Origin of the sequence: Nitrospirillum guanabarense, from assembly GCF_034653355.1 — a bacterium.
Lineage (GTDB): Bacteria > Pseudomonadota > Alphaproteobacteria > Azospirillales > Azospirillaceae > Nitrospirillum.
The window spans coordinates 479,542-495,735 of record NZ_JAYEER010000002.1; the positions used below are offsets into that span (position 1 = coordinate 479,542).

The 16,194-nt window shown below is 63.7% G+C and carries 11 protein-coding genes; 2 read left to right on the forward strand and 9 right to left on the reverse strand.

What is annotated here, in order from left to right:
• Positions 1-330 precede the first annotated feature (330 nt).
• Together UAA55_RS08675 and UAA55_RS08680 are read left to right on the forward strand one after the other, a co-directional pair.
• Entirely contained in the window at positions 331-1,602 is a 1,272-nt protein-coding gene (locus tag UAA55_RS08675) for an AAA family ATPase (protein WP_322952286.1), read from the forward strand.
• Positions 1,592-2,275, forward strand: coding sequence for an RloB family protein (locus UAA55_RS08680; protein WP_322952287.1), 684 nt, complete (start codon positions 1,592-1,594; stop codon positions 2,273-2,275). Before UAA55_RS08675 ends, UAA55_RS08680 begins: the two co-directional genes overlap by 11 nt.
• 339 nt (positions 2,276-2,614) lie before the next feature.
• Here UAA55_RS08680 and UAA55_RS08685 read toward each other — a convergent pair whose 3' ends face one another.
• The 9 genes from UAA55_RS08685 to UAA55_RS08725 all read right to left on the reverse strand — a co-directional run bounded on the left by UAA55_RS08685 (position 2,615) and on the right by UAA55_RS08725 (position 16,059).
• Positions 2,615-4,795 carry a methyl-accepting chemotaxis protein gene (locus UAA55_RS08685; protein WP_322952288.1) on the reverse strand — a complete coding sequence of 727 codons (2,181 nt, stop codon included), beginning with the start codon at positions 4,793-4,795 and terminating at the stop codon, positions 2,615-2,617.
• Positions 4,796-5,257: 462 nt separating this feature from the next.
• The gene (locus UAA55_RS08690) at positions 5,258-7,639 is read right to left on the reverse strand and encodes a TonB-dependent receptor plug domain-containing protein (protein ID WP_322952289.1); all 2,382 of its coding nucleotides are present in this window, start codon (positions 7,637-7,639) and stop codon (positions 5,258-5,260) included.
• Positions 7,640-7,943: 304 nt separating this feature from the next.
• The gene (locus UAA55_RS08695) at positions 7,944-8,360 is read right to left on the reverse strand and encodes a Rieske (2Fe-2S) protein (protein WP_322952290.1); all 417 of its coding nucleotides are present in this window, start codon (positions 8,358-8,360) and stop codon (positions 7,944-7,946) included.
• Between the two features lies 1 nt (position 8,361).
• The gene (locus tag UAA55_RS08700; protein ID WP_322952291.1) at positions 8,362-9,297 is read right to left on the reverse strand and encodes a VOC family protein; all 936 of its coding nucleotides are present in this window, start codon (positions 9,295-9,297) and stop codon (positions 8,362-8,364) included.
• A 236-nt stretch (positions 9,298-9,533) separates the two neighbouring features.
• Complete coding sequence (locus UAA55_RS08705) at positions 9,534-10,463, reverse strand: OmpA family protein (RefSeq protein ID WP_322952292.1); 930 nt, start codon at positions 10,461-10,463, stop codon at positions 9,534-9,536.
• A 241-nt stretch (positions 10,464-10,704) separates the two neighbouring features.
• Entirely contained in the window at positions 10,705-12,615 is a 1,911-nt protein-coding gene (locus UAA55_RS08710) for a CopD family protein (protein WP_322952293.1), read from the reverse strand.
• 18 nt (positions 12,616-12,633) lie between these two features.
• Positions 12,634-13,005, reverse strand: coding sequence for a copper resistance protein CopC (locus UAA55_RS08715; RefSeq protein WP_322952294.1), 372 nt, complete (start codon positions 13,003-13,005; stop codon positions 12,634-12,636).
• Positions 13,006-13,052: 47 nt separating this feature from the next.
• Positions 13,053-15,344, reverse strand: coding sequence for a TonB-dependent receptor (locus UAA55_RS08720; protein WP_322952295.1), 2,292 nt, complete (start codon positions 15,342-15,344; stop codon positions 13,053-13,055).
• A 172-nt stretch (positions 15,345-15,516) separates the two neighbouring features.
• Positions 15,517-16,059 (reverse strand): hypothetical protein, encoded by a 543-nt coding sequence (locus UAA55_RS08725; protein ID WP_322952296.1) that lies wholly within the window; start codon positions 16,057-16,059, stop codon positions 15,517-15,519.
• Between the last annotated feature and the right edge of the window lie 135 nt (positions 16,060-16,194).

Sequence of the window (16,194 nt, forward strand, 5' to 3'; positions counted from 1 at the left end):
CTGGCCTCTGGTCGCGATAGGGGCGCTGGGCCTGGGCACTGGGCTGGACGGTGGGATGGTGGCGGTGCCGCGCCGGCCGCCTGTGGGGCATGGCTGGTGCCCGTCCTTCGATTTCCCTCCCGCCGTCCGCCGGTGGCCTTCAGGCACCAACGATACGCACCGGGGCACCCTGACGTGGGGACAGTCATTTGGGAAATCGAAGGATGCGATGGCACGCTAACGGTTTGGGTGATAATTGGCTTTTGGAAATAGGGACAAGGCATTTTATGAGGCAATTTCGCATAGAATGTGCAAAATAGGACGCTTAATGTGGATGGGTATGGGGATAAAATGCTGATTGAGTTTTCCGTCTCTAACTACCGATCAATTTCCTCCACCCAATCCATTTCGATGGCTGCAGGTAGCTCTTCAGACGTGCGTAGACATTATAGTTTTGAGACGGGGCATCGAACCGTTCCGTATATACTAAAGGCGGTCGGGATTTACGGCGCAAACGGCACCGGAAAATCGAATATCATTAACGCGTTTAGCTTTATGCGGATGTTTGTAATTGGATCTGCAAAAGATTCTCAAAGCGGAGATGCTATCAATGTCAACAGCTTTGCTTATGATATAGATGATGGAGATGGTAGAAGTCAGTTTGAAATTGTTTTTTTATCTGACGGCATTAGGTATCAATATGGATTTGTAGTTGATAGGCATAAAGTTTGGGAAGAGTGGCTTTATGCTTCTCCAAATGAGGGGCGCTCGCAACGGTGGTTTGAGCGGTCATATGATGAATCAGTTGGAGATTATAACTGGTACATAAATCAGAATATAAAAGGTCAAAAGGAGGTGTGGAAAACCTCCACTAGGGAAAATGCATTATTTCTCTCCACTGCAATTCAGTTGAATGCGGACTACTTTCTCAATGCATTTAGCTGGTTCAAAATGAGATTACGCGTTCTGCAGGGCTCTGTAGATATGACTCTCCATACGGCTAGGCGGTGCCAATCTCCCGAGTTCTCGAAAAAGATTGTACGTTTTCTGAATGAAATTGACATAGATGTTCAGGACATAAGAGTTGATGAGAGGGAAATTCCTAAGTCATCTCTTTCTATATTCACCGAAGATTTCAAAGAAAGTCTTAAAAAATACACAAATTCTAAGATGGCAGATATTTTCTTTGGGAGAAAAAACAAGTCTGGTAAAATGGTTTATTTGCCCATCGCGGAAGAGTCTGATGGAACTCAGAGACTTTTCTCTATGGCGTCAGCAATTATTGAAACTTTAGAGAATGGATATATTCTTGTGATTGATGAACCAAGCAATAATCTTCATTCTTTGGCTTTTCAACATCTTATTTCCCTTTTCTATCGCCCTGATATAAATAGGGGATCTGGTCAGATACTCTTCACTTCTCATGAGGCAGGTATGATGATTCACCGTCTCTTGCATCACGACCAGATTTATCTTACTGAAAAGGACGAGAATTTTGCCACTCAGCTCTTTCCTTTATCCTCATTTAAAATACGAAAAAATGACGCTATACATAAAGCGTACCTAGCCGGAAGATATGGCGGAATCCCGCATATTAGGAGTGTTGAGGAATATGAAGAATAGGGGGCATATTTTATCGAGAAATCCAAAGCAGCAAAAAGAACTTTCGAGATCTTTGCCTTCGAGGGAACCTTTAGGTCGAATACTCGTGGTTTGCGAGGGCCTTAAAACTGAGCCAAATTATTTCAACGCGCTAGCGAGGCAGTATCGTGCACGTAATGTGATAATAAAAGGCTCTGGAGGAGTTTCTGGAACTGACCCATGTAGTGTGCTGCAGTTTGCGCTTGAGTGCAACAAAGACGACGGCCCGTATGAAAATATATTCTGCGTCTTTGATAAAGAAGGTACCCTAGAGCGAGAAAAAAATCTAGAAGCGGCTTGCGCAAAAATAGACGGTATTTCAAGAAAAAAACGAGGCACCTTGAAGGTGACTGCCGTTAAATCGATACCTTGCTTCGAATATTGGGTGCTTTTGCATTTTGAGTTTACGACAAAGCCTTTTGTGGCGGCGGGTGGAAAGTCATGCTGCGAATCTTTAATATCAAAGATTAAGGGATATATGCCGGAATACTCTAAGGGGAGATATGATTTGATGCCGAGAATTGTTGGAAACGTGGAGATTGCGATACAGAGATCCGAAAATGCATTATCTTTATTAAACGGGCAAAATTCCGACAATCCAAGTACTTATGTTCACCTGGTGGCGAAAAAAATTATATCTATGGCATCTAAGTAAATACTAATTGTGTAAGTTATTTTGACAAATAATATGCCCATCTCCCGCATTCTATTCGCTAATGTTGACGGCTCGATCCTCCAAAATCTTATGAATTCCCGGCATCTAAGTTCGATGCGTATTCAAAGTTCTGGCCGGGTAGGTGGTGCCGTCCGCCGGTGGCCTTCAAGCACCAACGATACGCACCGGGGCACCCTGACGTGGGGACAGTCATTTGGGAAATCGAAGGATGCGATGGCACGCTAACGGTTTGGGTGATGATGCGGCATCATCCGCAGAGACGTCACGTCCGGCCCCGGCCTGCCTTCGACAGGGTCCCCGGGCCGGACGCGCGCCATGTCAGGCCGCCCGGATCTTGGCCAGGAAGCCGTCGACGGCCTGACCCAAGCGCCCGGTTTCGTGGGAAATCTCGCCAGAGACCTTCATGACCTGGCTTGCCGCCTCCCGCGTGTCAGCGGCGGCCTGGGTGACGCCCTGGATGGTGACCGTGACCTCCTGCGTTCCGCTGGCCGCCTGTTGAACATTGCGGGCGATTTCGGCCGTGGCCGCGTTCTGCTCCTCCACCGCCGACGCGATGCCCGTGGTGATGCTGCGCATCTCCTCGATCACCCGGCCCACGCCCTGGATGCTGGTCGCCGATTCCCGCGCCACCTGCTGCATGTTGGCGATTTGCTGGGCGATCTCGTCGGTCGCCTTGGCCGTCTGGTTGGCCAGGCTTTTCACTTCCGACGCCACGACGGCGAAGCCCTTGCCGGCGTCACCCGCCCGTGCCGCCTCGATGGTGGCGTTCAGCGCCAGCAGGTTGGTCTGTCCCGCGATGGAGGAGATCAGCTCCACCACGTTGCCGATCTTCTCGGCCGCTGTGGTCAACCCCATGATCTGGACGTTGGCCGCGTCCGCCGTGCGCACCGCGTCCGTGGCGATGGTGGTGGACTTGGCCACCTGGCTGGCGATCTCCTTGATCGAGACGGACAGTTCCTCGGTGGCGGCGGCGACTGTCTGCACATTGGCGCTGGCTTCTTGCGAGCCTTCGGCGACCAGGTTGGCCTGACTGTTGGTCTGGTCCGCCGTGGCGGTCATGCTGGTGGCGGCACCGCCCATCTGTTGGGCGGCGCCGCCCAGGCTGGCCACCACCGCCTTGACGCTGGCCTCCAGCTCGCTCGCCATCCGGCCCAAGGTTTCGCGCCGTTCCGCTTCGGCGGCGGCCTGCATGGCGCCGCGTTCCTCCTCGGCCCGCTTCAGGTCGGCCGCCATCTTGTTCAGGGCCTGCGCCAGGGTTCCGGTCTCGTCCAACTGATCGACCACCAGATCCTTGTCGGCCCGGCCGGCGGCGACGTCCTCGGCGAAGTGGGCGCTGGCGCGGATGGGACGGGCGATGCCACGGGCGACGAACCACATGCCGCCAACCGCGCCGGCGGCGATGGCCAGGGCCACGACCAGCTGCAGCGCCGTGTCGCGGTTGCCGCGCCGCTGCAGCGCGCCGTCAAGGGCCGTCGCCTCCGCCATCGCCACCGCCCGCGGCACGTCCACCAGCACGGACCAGGGCGTCTTGGTCCGGCCCAGGGTGATGGGGGCGAACGCCTTGATGGAGTTGGACGCCGCGTCCATCGTCACCTGCTGCTTGCCGGCCTGGATGACCGCCAGGTCGGCCTGCCAGTTGTGGTCGAAGCGCTCGAAGGAGCTGCCGATGGCGTCCGGATGTTCGCTGGACGCGACGATCAGGCCCATATGGCTGATGATGGTGACCGACGCCTTGCCGCCGAAGACGGAGGCCTTCACCTGTTCGGCCAGTTGCTGCACGAACGACAGGTCGAAGTCGGCACCGGCGACGCCGCGGAATTTGCCGTCGATCGTGATTGGCACCGACATGGTGGCCAGATAGACGTTCTTGCCCTGCACGATGTAGGGCAGGGGATCCAGGATACTTTCGCCGCCGCCGCCCTGGGGCCCGATATACCAGCCGCCCTTCATGACGCCGTTGGGATGCAGCTCATGGCTGTCATATTCCACCAGCGGCTGGATCGCGACATGGCCCGAGGCGTCGCGTGTCCAATAGGGCAGGAAGCGTCCCGTGGCGTCGGAACCCACGTCATGCCGGTCCTTGAAGGCGGTGTCCTGGCCGTCCAGGGCATCGGGCTCCCAGGCGCTGTAGGTCCCGTTGAACCGGGGGTTGGCCTTCAGGACATTCAGCAGGACGGCGTTGAACTGCGCGCGCCGCAGGGCTGGCGCGGTGCCGACCTTGTCCTGGGCGTTGGCCAGAACCTCGAACGTGCGGGCCATGTCACGGGCGCTGTCGAACGCCCCATCGAGGGTGGAGCGGATGATGCCGGCCTGGGTGGAGGCCAGGGTCTGCAGACCCTCCCGCGTCTTGCTATCCGTCAGTTCCCCGACTTGCTCACCAACGAAGGCCTTGGTGTTGCTGGACGCGACCAGTCCATAGCCAACCAGGGCGCCCGTCGCTCCCAAGACGCACAGGGCGGAAAGTAAACTGATCTTGGTTTGTAAGGATTTGAAACGCATGGCAGCTTCCTGGATCATGGGGGCCGGCGAAGTCGGCGTCTATCCAGGGAAAAATACATAGGTAGGATCGTTATAAGGTGATCCAGATCAAGGGAGAATGGTTAATTGCCTTGATCATATACCAACGGATATGTTCTCGGTGGGATTCGATTTACAAATCGGCGCCTATTTCAAAGTAATAAACCAAAGATAATCGTTAACATTGTCTTAAGATTGGCCTCATTCAATGCCGTATCGTCGGAGGCTGGGTGCCGATCAGTCGTGGGCTGGGCGCGTTCCCTTGACGAAGGGTGGGATTCCCTTTCTCCGATGGCGCTCCCGCTATTTCTGTCACCTAAAAAAGGGCCGCCGGCGGGAAGTCCGGCGGCCCTGAGGTGCCTTCCAGGGGGCCAACCCGAGGAAGGGGACTGGGGACGAACGCCCCGCCCTGGTGGTACGCCCGGGGCGGGGCGGTTCCTGTCATCAGAAATCGTATTTCAGGCGCACATAATAATAGCCGCCGTCGTAGCCGTAGGGGCTGCTGAAGGAGTACTGCTGGCCGACGCCATAGGTGCCGAACTCCGGCCGGATCTTGGCGGGGTATTTGTCGCCCACGTTCTGGCCGCCGATGCTGGCGGTCAGGTCGTCCAGCACCTTGTATGAGACCTCGGCGTCGAAGACCCAGGCGGGGTCGAAGTTCTGGCCCAGGCAGGTGGTGCCGCAGATGCTGACGTTGTCCTGCCACGCGCCGAAATAGCTGGCGCGGCCCAGGATGCTGAACTTGCCGATGTCCCACACGCCGGTCAGCGTGGCGCGGTAGTGCGGGCTTTCGTTCTGCAGGTCCTGCACCTGGCCCAGGCCGATGACCGTGGGGTTGTACTTGGTGACGACCGTGTGGTTGATGTTCATGGCCGCCGTGGCGTGCAGCTCACCAGCCGTCTCCAGGTCGAAGGTCTTGTTGGCGACGATGTCGACACCTTGGGTGCGGGTGTCGAAGCCGTTGGCGAAGTAGTTCACCTGGCCGCCCACACCCACGGCCGCCAGCGCCGGCTGGGCCACGATGTCGGCCGCCGTCACCGAATAAGTGCTGGTGATGCCGATGCGGTCCTCGACCTTGATGTTGTAGTAGTCGACCGTCAGGTTGACCTTGTAGGGTAGGTCGAAGACCAGGCCACCGGCGATGTTGAACGATGTCTCGGGCTTCAGCGCCTGGGCGCCGTAATAGCGGGCGATGGCGCTGCCCACCGGGTAGGTGCCCTGCTCCACCGGGTTGCCGTTCTGGAAGATGGTGGTGACCTTCGACACGTTCTCCTGGCCCGGCGTCGGCGCGCGGAAACCGGTATTGACGGAGGAGCGCACGGCGACCCAGTCGGTCAGCTGGTAGCGGCCGGTGACCTTCCAGTTGGTGGTGTTGCCGAAGTCGCTGAAATCCTCGTAACGCAGGGCGAAGCCCAGGCTCAAATCCTTGATCACGTCCGCTTCGGCGTCGGCGTAGAAGGCGTAGTTGCTGCGCGGGAACTGGCCGGCGTCGGTGGGGGTGAAGCCCGGCATGCCGTTGGACCCCACCGGCACGTAGGCGGCATAGGCGCCGGAGGTGTATGAGGCCGCGTCGCCCGGGGTGATGGTATAGGTCTCGCGCCGGTATTCGGCGCCGCCGGCCAGGGTCAGGGGGCTGGCCAGCCAGCTGATGGCGACCGGGTAGGTCAGGTCCAGGTTAAGGTCCGTCTCCTCCTGCGTCTGGGTGCCCACATAGAACTGGGTGGGGCTGACGGGGCCCAGCGAGGGGTTGACCGTGTTGGTCAGGTTGTAGCGCACCTCATCCCGGCCATAGCTGGCGCTGGCGTCGATGATCAGGCCGGATTTGAGCGTGGTCTTATAGCCGCCAGTGATGCTGCTATCCAGGATGTCACGGTAGAACCAGGGGTGGTAGCCGCCGGGGTAGACGCTGGCCCAGGAGAAATTGCCGCCGCTGGTCAGGGGGAAGGTCGTGCCCAGCCAGCTGCTGACCGGGTCGCGGTAGTAGAAGCTTTCCTTCTCGTTGCTGTGGCCGAAGTTGCCGAACAGGTAGATCTTGGAATTGTCGGTCAGGTCGATGCCGCTGTTGATGAACAGCCGCTCCGCCTCCACCGCGTTGTCGCCCCAGCGCTGGTTGGGCGTCGGATAGCCCTTGGGGCCGGGGTTGTAGCCCGATGCCTTCAGGTCGGTGACGTCGCTGCGCTCCACACCCCGGTCCGTGGGGTCGTTCTTCTGGTATTCGGCGCTGATGTTGACGAAGCCCTTGTCGCCCAGGGGCAGGCCGGAATTCACCTGGATGTGGCCGGTGGCGCCGTCGCCGGCATAGTCCTGGCCCCATTGCACGATGACGCTGCCGCCATCGGCGGCATCCTTCAGGGTGAAGTTCATGACGCCCGCGATGGCGTCCGACCCGTATTGGGCGGAGGCGCCGTCGCGCAGCACCTCCAGCTGCTTGATGGCGATGGCCGGGATCTGGTTCAGATCCGCACCCTGGGAGCCCGAGGTCTGGGCGTCCCCGGCGATCTGCACCAGGGCCGAGCGGTGGAAGCGCTTGCCGTTGATCAGCACCAGGGTTTCATCCGGCGGCAGGCCGCGCAGGGTCGGCGGCCGCACGATGCCCGAGCCGTCGTCGCTGGAAAAATGGCCGACGTTGAAGGAGGGGACCAGGGTGCGGATCAGGTCCTGCGTGTCGCTGCCCGCCTGGCGCTCCAGATCCTCCGGCGTGAAGACGTCGACGGGCGAGGGGCTGTCGGCCACCGAACGGTCGATGCGGCGCGTGCCTGTGACGATGATCTCGCTGAGGTTGTCCGCGTCGGCGGGCGCCGTCGCGGCCCAGGCCCCCGACGCCATCGGAATGGAGGCCAGCGACGTGCCGGCCAGAAGAGTCAGGGCAGTAAAGACGCGCGCACGTGGTCCTTCATGCGCGGAAGCCCGCGCATCGCCGCAAAATCCCATATGAAGTCTCCCAGATTATCGTTTCGATACGCTCTGGGTCGCTTCGTGGTGATTTATCCCTATTTTTCCCGTTTCGCGCTTGCAGCACGTTTTGCTCTTGGGGAAAGCGTACGGGACGCGACTTAGGGTTGGGGATGCGACATTTCGCCTTCGGCTGAACGTCTTATGACGGTGCCGGTAACGGTGCCGGGACGCGGGATCAGCGCAGGACGGGGCTGTCGGGGGGGAGGGCCAGGTACAGCCAGCCATCCTCGACCACCAAGGGCAGGGAGGTCAATGACATGCCACGGCAGGGGCCATCGGTGCACAGGCCGCTGTCGGCATCAAAATGGGCGCCGTGGGCGTAGCAGAGGACGCGCTGGCCATCACCGGACAGGAAGCGGTCCTTGCGGTATTCCAGCGGCACGCCCTGGTGGGGGCAGTGGTTATGGTAGACCCGTATGCCATCGTTGCGGCGCAGCGCGAACACCGTATCGCGGCCGGATTTTGCCGGGTCGAACCCCCGTGCGTGGCCCACTGGCGGCAGGGCGTCCAGGGGACACAGCGGGGTGCGAGGGGGCGGGGCGGGTGCGTCCCCCGGGGTGCTTTCCCCGGGGGCTTGCGGCACGGTGGCCATCTCAGTGCGCGCCGCCCTTGGGGGGCGGGCCGCTGGGGAACCACTTCTCCCGCGCGGTGAACAGGAACAGCTGCGACGTGTCGGCGCCGATCGGGCGGTGGCGGGTCTCCCAGCTGTCGTCGTGCAGGTCCATGTCGGCGTCATACTCCACGTGGCAGCCCAGGGGACTGTTGAAGTACCAGAACCAGTTGGACCCGAAGAGGTGGCGGCCGGGACCCCAGAAGCTGGTGTAGCCCTTGGCCTGGAACTGGGTGCCGGCGAGCAGCACCTCCGTCCCGCTGCCCAGGTGGAAGGTGAAATGCTCCACCCCCTTCATGAACGGCGGGGTCTGGATCAGGAACAGGGTGTGGTGATCCTCGGTCCCGGCTGGGCGCAGGAAGGGGCCGACGCCGGTGAACTTGTCCGTCAGGCGGAAGCCCAGGCGGTTCACGTAGAAGGCTTCCGCCTCCTCCATATTGGGCACGAACAGCACGACGTGCGACAGGGTGCGTGGCTCCACCTTCATGTCGACGTCAATGCCCAGCAGGTTGGGTCCGCGCTGGGGCGGGTGGCCGGGCGCGTTGGTCAGGTCGGCGGGCGCGGTGAAGGGCCGGCGGATGGTCAGGGCGAAGCTGAGGTGGAAGCCGGAATCGTCGTCGGCGTGCACGCTGCCGCCCTCGCCGCGGCGCACCTCGCGGTCCTTGGACAGTTCGGCGGCGATGGCCTCCAGCGTCTTGGTATCCCCGACGCCGTAGACGATCTCGCGGATGGACGGGGCGGGGCCGATGGCCGGTGGCAGGCGGGGGTCGTCGACGGCGCGGATGATGACGCAGGTGCCGTCCAGCGCCTCGAACCGGCCGTCACCGGTCGGCATCAGGCCGTAATCCGTCAGGTATTGGCTGCAGGCGTCGACATCGTCGACCCCGAACACCAGGGCGTCCGGTCCGATGATATTCATGAGGCGTTCGTCTCCCGAGTAGGGTTCCGCCCTCTCTCGTGGGGCGATCCAGCCTGAAATCTAGGGGGCCGGCCGCGCCGTTAAAAACCGTTCCTATCCATTGCATGTATGGATGAAACCGATGGGTTCGGCGGGGGTGGGTGCCGGTATCTATGGGTGCCGCCAATAGCTCCACAGCGGAAATATCCATTTCCCAAAGAGGGACGAGGGCCGACACCGGCACCGCCTGATCCCAGCTACTGCTGCACCAGTTCCACCCGCCGGTTCTGCGCCCGGCCGTCGTCGCTGTCGTTGGTGGTGATGGGGGCCAGCGACGCGACGCCCTTGGCCGCCAGGCGCCCTTGCGCGATGTGGTAGGTGCCGGTCAGGGATTGCGCCACCGCGTCCGCCCGCCTCTGCGACAGGTCCAGGTTGTGGGCGAATTGCCCCTGGCTGTCGGTGTGGCCCACGATGTAGACCTTCAGGGCCGGGTTGCTGTTCAGCAGCTTGGCCATCTCATCCAGTTGGGCCTTGGATTCCGGCTTCACCTCCGCCTTGTCGGTGTCGAAGTAGATGCCGTAGAGCGCGACCTTGCCGCTGCTGGCCAGGCTGTTCTTCATGGTGCCGCTGTCCATGATCTGCACTTGGCCGGTCTGCATGGGCTGGATCTCCACCACCTCCTCATTCACCAGGGTGCGCTGGTTGGAGTTGTCTTCCATGATGTGCAGGAAGACGTAGGCGTCGCCGGTTGGCCGGGGCAGCTTTGCCAGAATGGTGCGGTGGGCGCCGCCGAAGGCGGCACTGCCCTTGCCTGGGGTCAGCACCTTGCCGGAGTTGATGACCAGGCGCTGGAAATCGTCGCCGCATTCTTCCTTGGCGCAGCGGAACATCATCTGGAAGCCGGCCTTCTGCAGCGCGTCCTGATAATTGCGCTCCACCTCCAGCGTCGATTTGCCGGCGGCGATGGTGTACCAGACGCGGGTCACCTTGCCTTCCAGGTGCAGGCCCTCGGCCTTGTCTTCGTCCTTCACCGGCCGGTCGGGCAGGAAGGCCTCATCGAAGTCCTTGTGTTCATAGGCGGTGATGGTGGCGCCGGCGAAGCGCGAGACCAGCGGATGGTCCTTGGAACCGGGCACGTCGCCGGCGGCCAGCGCCGGGGTCGCCGCCAATAACGGCAGGGCCACCATCAGTACTGCCCGGTAGTTCCTTGCCTTAATGGAATGATAACGAGAAGAGATCGTCATGATCGTTCCAAATCCGCTGTCGTTGTTCATGAAATGACGGATTCGGATAGGGTGCGGTCTGCTGTCGGGCAAGCCTCAGGGCCCGATTCCGGATTGGGTATGTCACCGGGAATACGGGTTTGGGGGTAGCGACCTGCGCGCCTGGGGGACGACAAGGCCCTTGCGCCCTTTAATCATTAACATCTCAGTGATGATGGTGCCCGCCGCCGGTGGCGAAGGGATGGCCTTCGGCTTCCTCCGCCTTGGCCACCAAAACGGCGATGGCGGCCGGCGTGGCCGGGAAGGGGCCTTGCCAGACCGTGCGCAGGGCGCCCCGGCTGTCCACCAGCACCAGCAGGGGGCCCTCCGGCGCGCCGCCGATGGTGCGGTAGGCCACGGCCGCTTCCGGACTGGTGCTGCCGCAGGCCGAGGCGGGCGGGGCCTGGTCCGGGTTGGTGCTGACGATGACCGGCACCACCGGCGTCGCTCGCACCGCCGCAAGGGCCTGGGCGGGGACGTCGCCATAGCCGATGGCCAGCAGCAGGGGATGGCCGGCCAGGTCGGCCAGGCTGCCGGCCTTGACCAGGGCGCTGTCGGCCGGGCAAGTGAGGTCCAGTTCCGGCGCCGGCATGCCCCAGGTCCACACGCCCTTGGCCTCCGCCACCGTCGTGCCGCTGTTCAGGGTGTGGATGTAGTCGATCAGGGCCCAGCGGTCATCTTCCGACAGTTGACCCTCGAAGGCCGGCATGACCGGCTTGCCGTCGGGGTCGGGCATGCCGTGGCTCAGCCACCAGAAGATGTCGCCTGGGCTGTGGTCCAGCAGATGGTGGGCCGTCAGGTCGGCGGGCGGGATGCTGAGCTTGGCCGCATCCGGTCCATCGCCGGCACCACCGGTGCCGTGGCAGCGGGCGCAATGGCTGGGGAACAGGGCTGCCCCCTGCGCCACCGAGGCGGCGGTGAACCCTGTGGGGGAGGACCAGTAGCTGGTGGGGAAGGCTTCCACCGTCAGCAGATCCAGGTCGGGCACGCCAAACCACAGGGCGGTGCCGCCGGCCACCAGGGCTGGCAGGCGCAGGGCCAAGGCGGGGCGGCGCCAAGCCCCCGGCCGGGGCGGCACGACGGCCAGGATCAGAGCCAGGGCGCCCAGGCCGGACAGCGCGATGGCTTTCCATGCCAAGCCGCCGTAATCGGGATCGGACAGGATTTCGCCGCTGAGCTTGCGGGCGAAAGGCCATAGCGGCTGGTCATGCACCCCCGGCACGATGCTGGCCAGCCAGGCCGCCAGCGCCACCACGGCCACGCCCAGGCCCAGTTCCACCAGCACACAGGTGCGCAGGATGCCCAGCGGCACCTTTCCCTGCGCCAGGCCCGGCGCGATGCGCCAGCGGTTCAGCGCCGCGCAGCCCAGCATCAGGGCGAACAGGCCGGCCTTGGCGATGGCGATGTGGCCGTAGGTGGTGCCGATCAGGCCGGCCAGATTGCCGATCAACCCCACGCCGTTCAGCAGGGCGGTGGCGGCCAGCAGGGTGACGCAGGTGACGCCCAAAGGGGAGAAACGCACGGCCAGGTCGGCCGCCAGCGCCGGACGCGACAGGGCCAGCAGCAGCCCGACCATGCCGCCCAGCCAGGCGCCGGCCGCCAGCAGGTGCAACACCTCCGCCATCAGCCCGGGCATGCTGGCGGTATCAAAGGTGACGGCGACATGGCCGACGCCGGCGTGCAGCGCCAGCGACAGGCCCAGCAGGCCGGCCAGCCTTTGCACCGACAACCGTTTTTCCAGGACCACCGCCGCGACCAGCAACGCCAGGCGGGGCAACACGATATGCCCGTAACGGGTCGCCGCCGTGGCAGCCAGCGCACCCAGCACGGCGGCGGGGTTGTCGTCACCCACGAACACGGCCGCCTGCGCGGCGAACCACAGCAGCCCGGCCGCGACGGCTGTTCCCGCCGCCCCGCGCGTCCAGCGGCGCAGGGTGGCGGTCAGGTCGTCACGGGCGGGGCCCGCGGGCGCCTTCGCCACCACCAGGGCGGCGAAGGCGGGCAGGGCCCAGGCGGCCAGCGCCAGGGCGAGATGCATTGCCCGGGCGATGGCCAGGCCGGTTTCCAACGTGTTCATAAGATGGGTTTAGACGCCTTACTTCTGAACCTCAAACGTGAAGCTGCCATTGGACTTGTGGGTGTCGACCGAGGTGACGGCCCAGGTCACCGTGTAGGTGCCGGGGGCGGCCCCGTCGATGCCGACGATCAGGTGCTTGGCGTCCGCCGGATCGGTGTGGGTGTCGCCTTTGTCCACCTTCTTGCCGTTCGGGCCGGGGCCCGTGACAGTGATGGTGCTGAACTTGGGCTCCAGATCCTCGGTGAACCAGGCCTCCACCTGGGTGGGGCCGGCGACGGTGCCGCTGGCGGTGGGGACGGAACGCTTCAGGTGGGCGTGGGCGGCCGCGGTGCCGGCCAGGCCCAGGGCGATGACGAAGGCGGCGGCGGCCGCGACGGTGCGGTAGGTCATGGGCGTATCCTTGAGATGAAAGGGGAAACGGGTGACGTGACCGGGCGTCAGAGCGACACCTTCAGGCCGCCGAAGAAGGTCCTCCCCGGGAAGGGGTGATAGAGGAAGTACTTCTCATCATTGAGATTGTCGACGCCCAGGTCCAGCGTCAAATTGTCCATCACCTTGTAGTTGATGTGGACATCGGCGACCAGGAAGCTGTCAAAGGCGCCGAATACCTTGGCCACGCTGTCGGTATTGTCCAGGGTCGAATACTGCTTTCCACTATAGCGGCCGGCAACGGTGAAGGCCCATTGTTCGTCCGGCCGGTAGGTTGCCGCCAGGGTGACGCGCCAGTCGGGGACGTAGGGCACGTGCTTGCCCGTGGCGGTGGTGCCGGCGCTGCTGGCGAAGTTGGGGTCGGACAGGATGGTGCTGTCGACATAGGTGACGCTGCCCGACAGCTCCAGCCCCTTGACCAGCACATCCTGCTGGCTGGCGGCCAGCTCGACGCCGCGGTTGCGCACCTCATCCACGTTCACGGTGTAGCTGACCGGCGTGGCCCCCGTCAGGAAGGCGGTCTGGGCGATCAGGGCATCGCGCGTGTTCTCCTGGAACAGCGACAGGCGCATACGGCCATCGATGAAAGTGTGCTCGATCGCCAATTCGCCGCTCAACACCCGTTCCGGCTTCAGGGTGGCGTTGGGCGCGGTATAGGTCGTCCCCGTCTGCACCAGCTGGTATAGCTCACTGACCGTGGGAAAGCGGTAGGCCTCCCCGAACGACGCGGTGACGTGCCAGTCGGGGGCGGCCGTCCAGGTCAGGGTCGCCTTGGGCGAGAAGGCGCCCGTCTCCGTATCCGGCTGCTCCACCCCCTTGCCGCCGCTGTAGTTATAGCCGTCGAAGGCCTGCCAGCGTTCCAGCCGCCCGCCCAGGGTGACGGTCCAGTCGGGCAGGAAGGTCCATTCGTCCTGCGCCCACAGGGCCAGGGTCTGGGTTTTGCCCCGGCCGCTGCTGTACAGGCCCTGGCCCTGGTCGCTGCCGCCTTGCCAGGTGGTGGTACCGTAGGTGGGGTTGACCAACTCATACTGGTCGGCGTGCAGGCCGGCGCTGACGGTGTTGGACGGCGTGGTGCGCCACAGGGCCTTGGCGTCCACGTTCGTCCAGTTGGTGCCGTCCATACGGGCGATGCGGCCGGCGGTGCTGAAGCCGGTGCCGCTGGCGGTCACCCCGGTGGGGGTGCGCTGAATGTCGTCCAGCATCTCGTAATGGCTGGCCGTCACCTCCGCGTCCCAGGGGCCCTTGCTATCGCTGCGCAGGGTGACGCTTTGCGCCAGATGGCTTTGCCACAGGCTGTACTTGCCGCTGGCGAAACCGGACAGGCCGGCGAAGGTGGCGGCGCCGGCGCTATCGCGCAAATAGGTCTGCACGTCCGACGTCGCGTCGTTCTGCCAATACCCCAGCGTGTAATCCAGCCGCCAGACCGGCGTCAGGTCATACCCCAGCTTCAGCTTGGCGTTGGTCATCTGGGTGTGCAGCAGGCCGCTGGCGCCCACGACGTCGGCCACGGCCCCCGTCTTGTTCTGCGCCAGGAAGGTGCCGCTGGTGCCGGTGGGCACCTTGCCGTTGGTGACGAAGCTCAACGGCTGGCTGTCGCTGTCCTGGTAGTTGGCGCTCAGCGACCAGGTGAAGGGCCCCATCCGGTCGCCGACATGGGCGCTGGTCTGCGAGGTCACCAGGTCCTTGTGCGTGCCATAAAGGCCGAAGCTCTGCACCGCTTCCGACTGGCGGGCGTCGGCCTCCAGTTTCTCGGGCGTGCGGGTGGTGATCCGCACCACCCCGCCCATGGAGTTGCCGGCATAGGCGGCGGAATAGGGGCCGTACAGCACGTCGACCCGCGCGATCTCCTCCGGCGCCACCAGGCCCCACCGCGGGGCGCCGATGGTGTTGTTGTTGGCGACCAGGGCCGAGATCAGCACGTCGTCGGCATAGACCAGGGTGCGGGCGCTGGAGTTCACGCCCCAGGTGCGGGTGGCCAGCACCGCCTGGGTGTCGCCGTTGTTACGCTTCCGCAGGAACAGGCTGGGCAGGTATTTCAGCGCGTCCTCGCTGTCCAGGACGTTCTGGGTCTCCATGACCGTGGCGCCGGTGACGCCGACGCTGGTCTGGGGGGCGGCGTATTTCTCCAGCGCCGGCCGGTCGGCGGTGATGACGATGGGGTTGGTGGCAAGGTCCGCGTCGGCCTCTGACACTGGGGCGGCCAGGGACGAGGCAGGCGGAACCATGCCCAGCAGGCCGACGCCCAAGGCGATGGCGGCGGTGAGCGGGCGGCGCGACGGGCGCCGGGATAGGCATACCATGAAGGCAATCCCTTCGGGGGCGGCCGGCGGCGGCCCGGGACGGTGCCGGGCGGCGCGGATACGGCCGTTCAGGACAGGGGTGCCGTCGCCGGTCCCGGAAAGAGGCCGGACGGCGGGCGATGTCGGGGATGCCCGGGGGTGGAAAGGCCGCTGACCGCAGGGTGCCCCAGGCTCAGGCGGCCAGGGGCGGGGCGCGGGCGCCGGGGGTGCCGGGCAGGCGCGAGATGAAACGGCGGGCCCGGGTGCTGGGCCGCCAGCTTTGCCGCGCCTGCCGCGTGGGCAGCGCCAGGATCAGCAGCAGCAGCGGGACGGCCAGCGCCGCCAGGGCGGCGAAGGCGCAGGGCCCCATATGGTCCTGGTCGCCGCCCGGCCGGTGGCCGTGATGGCCGGCATGGCCCGGTGGCATCAGCAGGCCGCCGGGCTCGGCATCCGGGTGATGGTGATGCGCCTGGGCCAGCGGCGCGGCCGGCATCGGGGCATCCTGCGGGGCCATCACCTGGTCCAGCACGTCATGCACACCAGGGCAGAGCATGAAGGGTGCCGGCCCGGAGCCGGTGTTGACCATATAGCCGACAGGGATCAGCCCGCGCAGTAGCACCGCTGCCAGCACCAGCCAAGCCCATCCGCGCGGCGCACGCCGGGCCCGTCCGAGGTCCAGGAACCTCAGCGCGGCGGCCGGCACAGCCGACAGGGGGGACAGGGGGCGAGGCGTCACGATGCTACTTTTATGCGCGTAAAGATTGTTGATCGACAACCCGAATGAGGTGCTGCCCAGCATCCTATTCCGGTTCCGATTTGTCTACCCTGAGATGGGTCAAGTTGGCCATCGCCCCGGGCTACTGAGCGCTGT

Coding starts and splice junctions, on each gene's coding strand:
- UAA55_RS08675 (WP_322952286.1), top strand. CDS start 331: ATGCTGATTGAGTTTTCCGTCTCTAACTACCGATCAATTTCCTCCACC.
- UAA55_RS08680 (WP_322952287.1), top strand. CDS start 1,592: ATGAAGAATAGGGGGCATATTTTATCGAGAAATCCAAAGCAGCAAAAA.
- UAA55_RS08685 (WP_322952288.1), bottom strand. CDS start 4,795: ATGCGTTTCAAATCCTTACAAACCAAGATCAGTTTACTTTCCGCCCTG.
- UAA55_RS08690 (WP_322952289.1), bottom strand. CDS start 7,639: ATGGCGTCGGGGGCCTGGGCCGCGACGGCGCCCGCCGACGCGGACAAC.
- UAA55_RS08695 (WP_322952290.1), bottom strand. CDS start 8,360: ATGGCCACCGTGCCGCAAGCCCCCGGGGAAAGCACCCCGGGGGACGCA.
- UAA55_RS08700 (WP_322952291.1), bottom strand. CDS start 9,297: ATGAATATCATCGGACCGGACGCCCTGGTGTTCGGGGTCGACGATGTC.
- UAA55_RS08705 (WP_322952292.1), bottom strand. CDS start 10,463: ATGGTGGCCCTGCCGTTATTGGCGGCGACCCCGGCGCTGGCCGCCGGC.
- UAA55_RS08710 (WP_322952293.1), bottom strand. CDS start 12,615: ATGAACACGTTGGAAACCGGCCTGGCCATCGCCCGGGCAATGCATCTC.
- UAA55_RS08715 (WP_322952294.1), bottom strand. CDS start 13,005: ATGACCTACCGCACCGTCGCGGCCGCCGCCGCCTTCGTCATCGCCCTG.
- UAA55_RS08720 (WP_322952295.1), bottom strand. CDS start 15,344: ATGGTATGCCTATCCCGGCGCCCGTCGCGCCGCCCGCTCACCGCCGCC.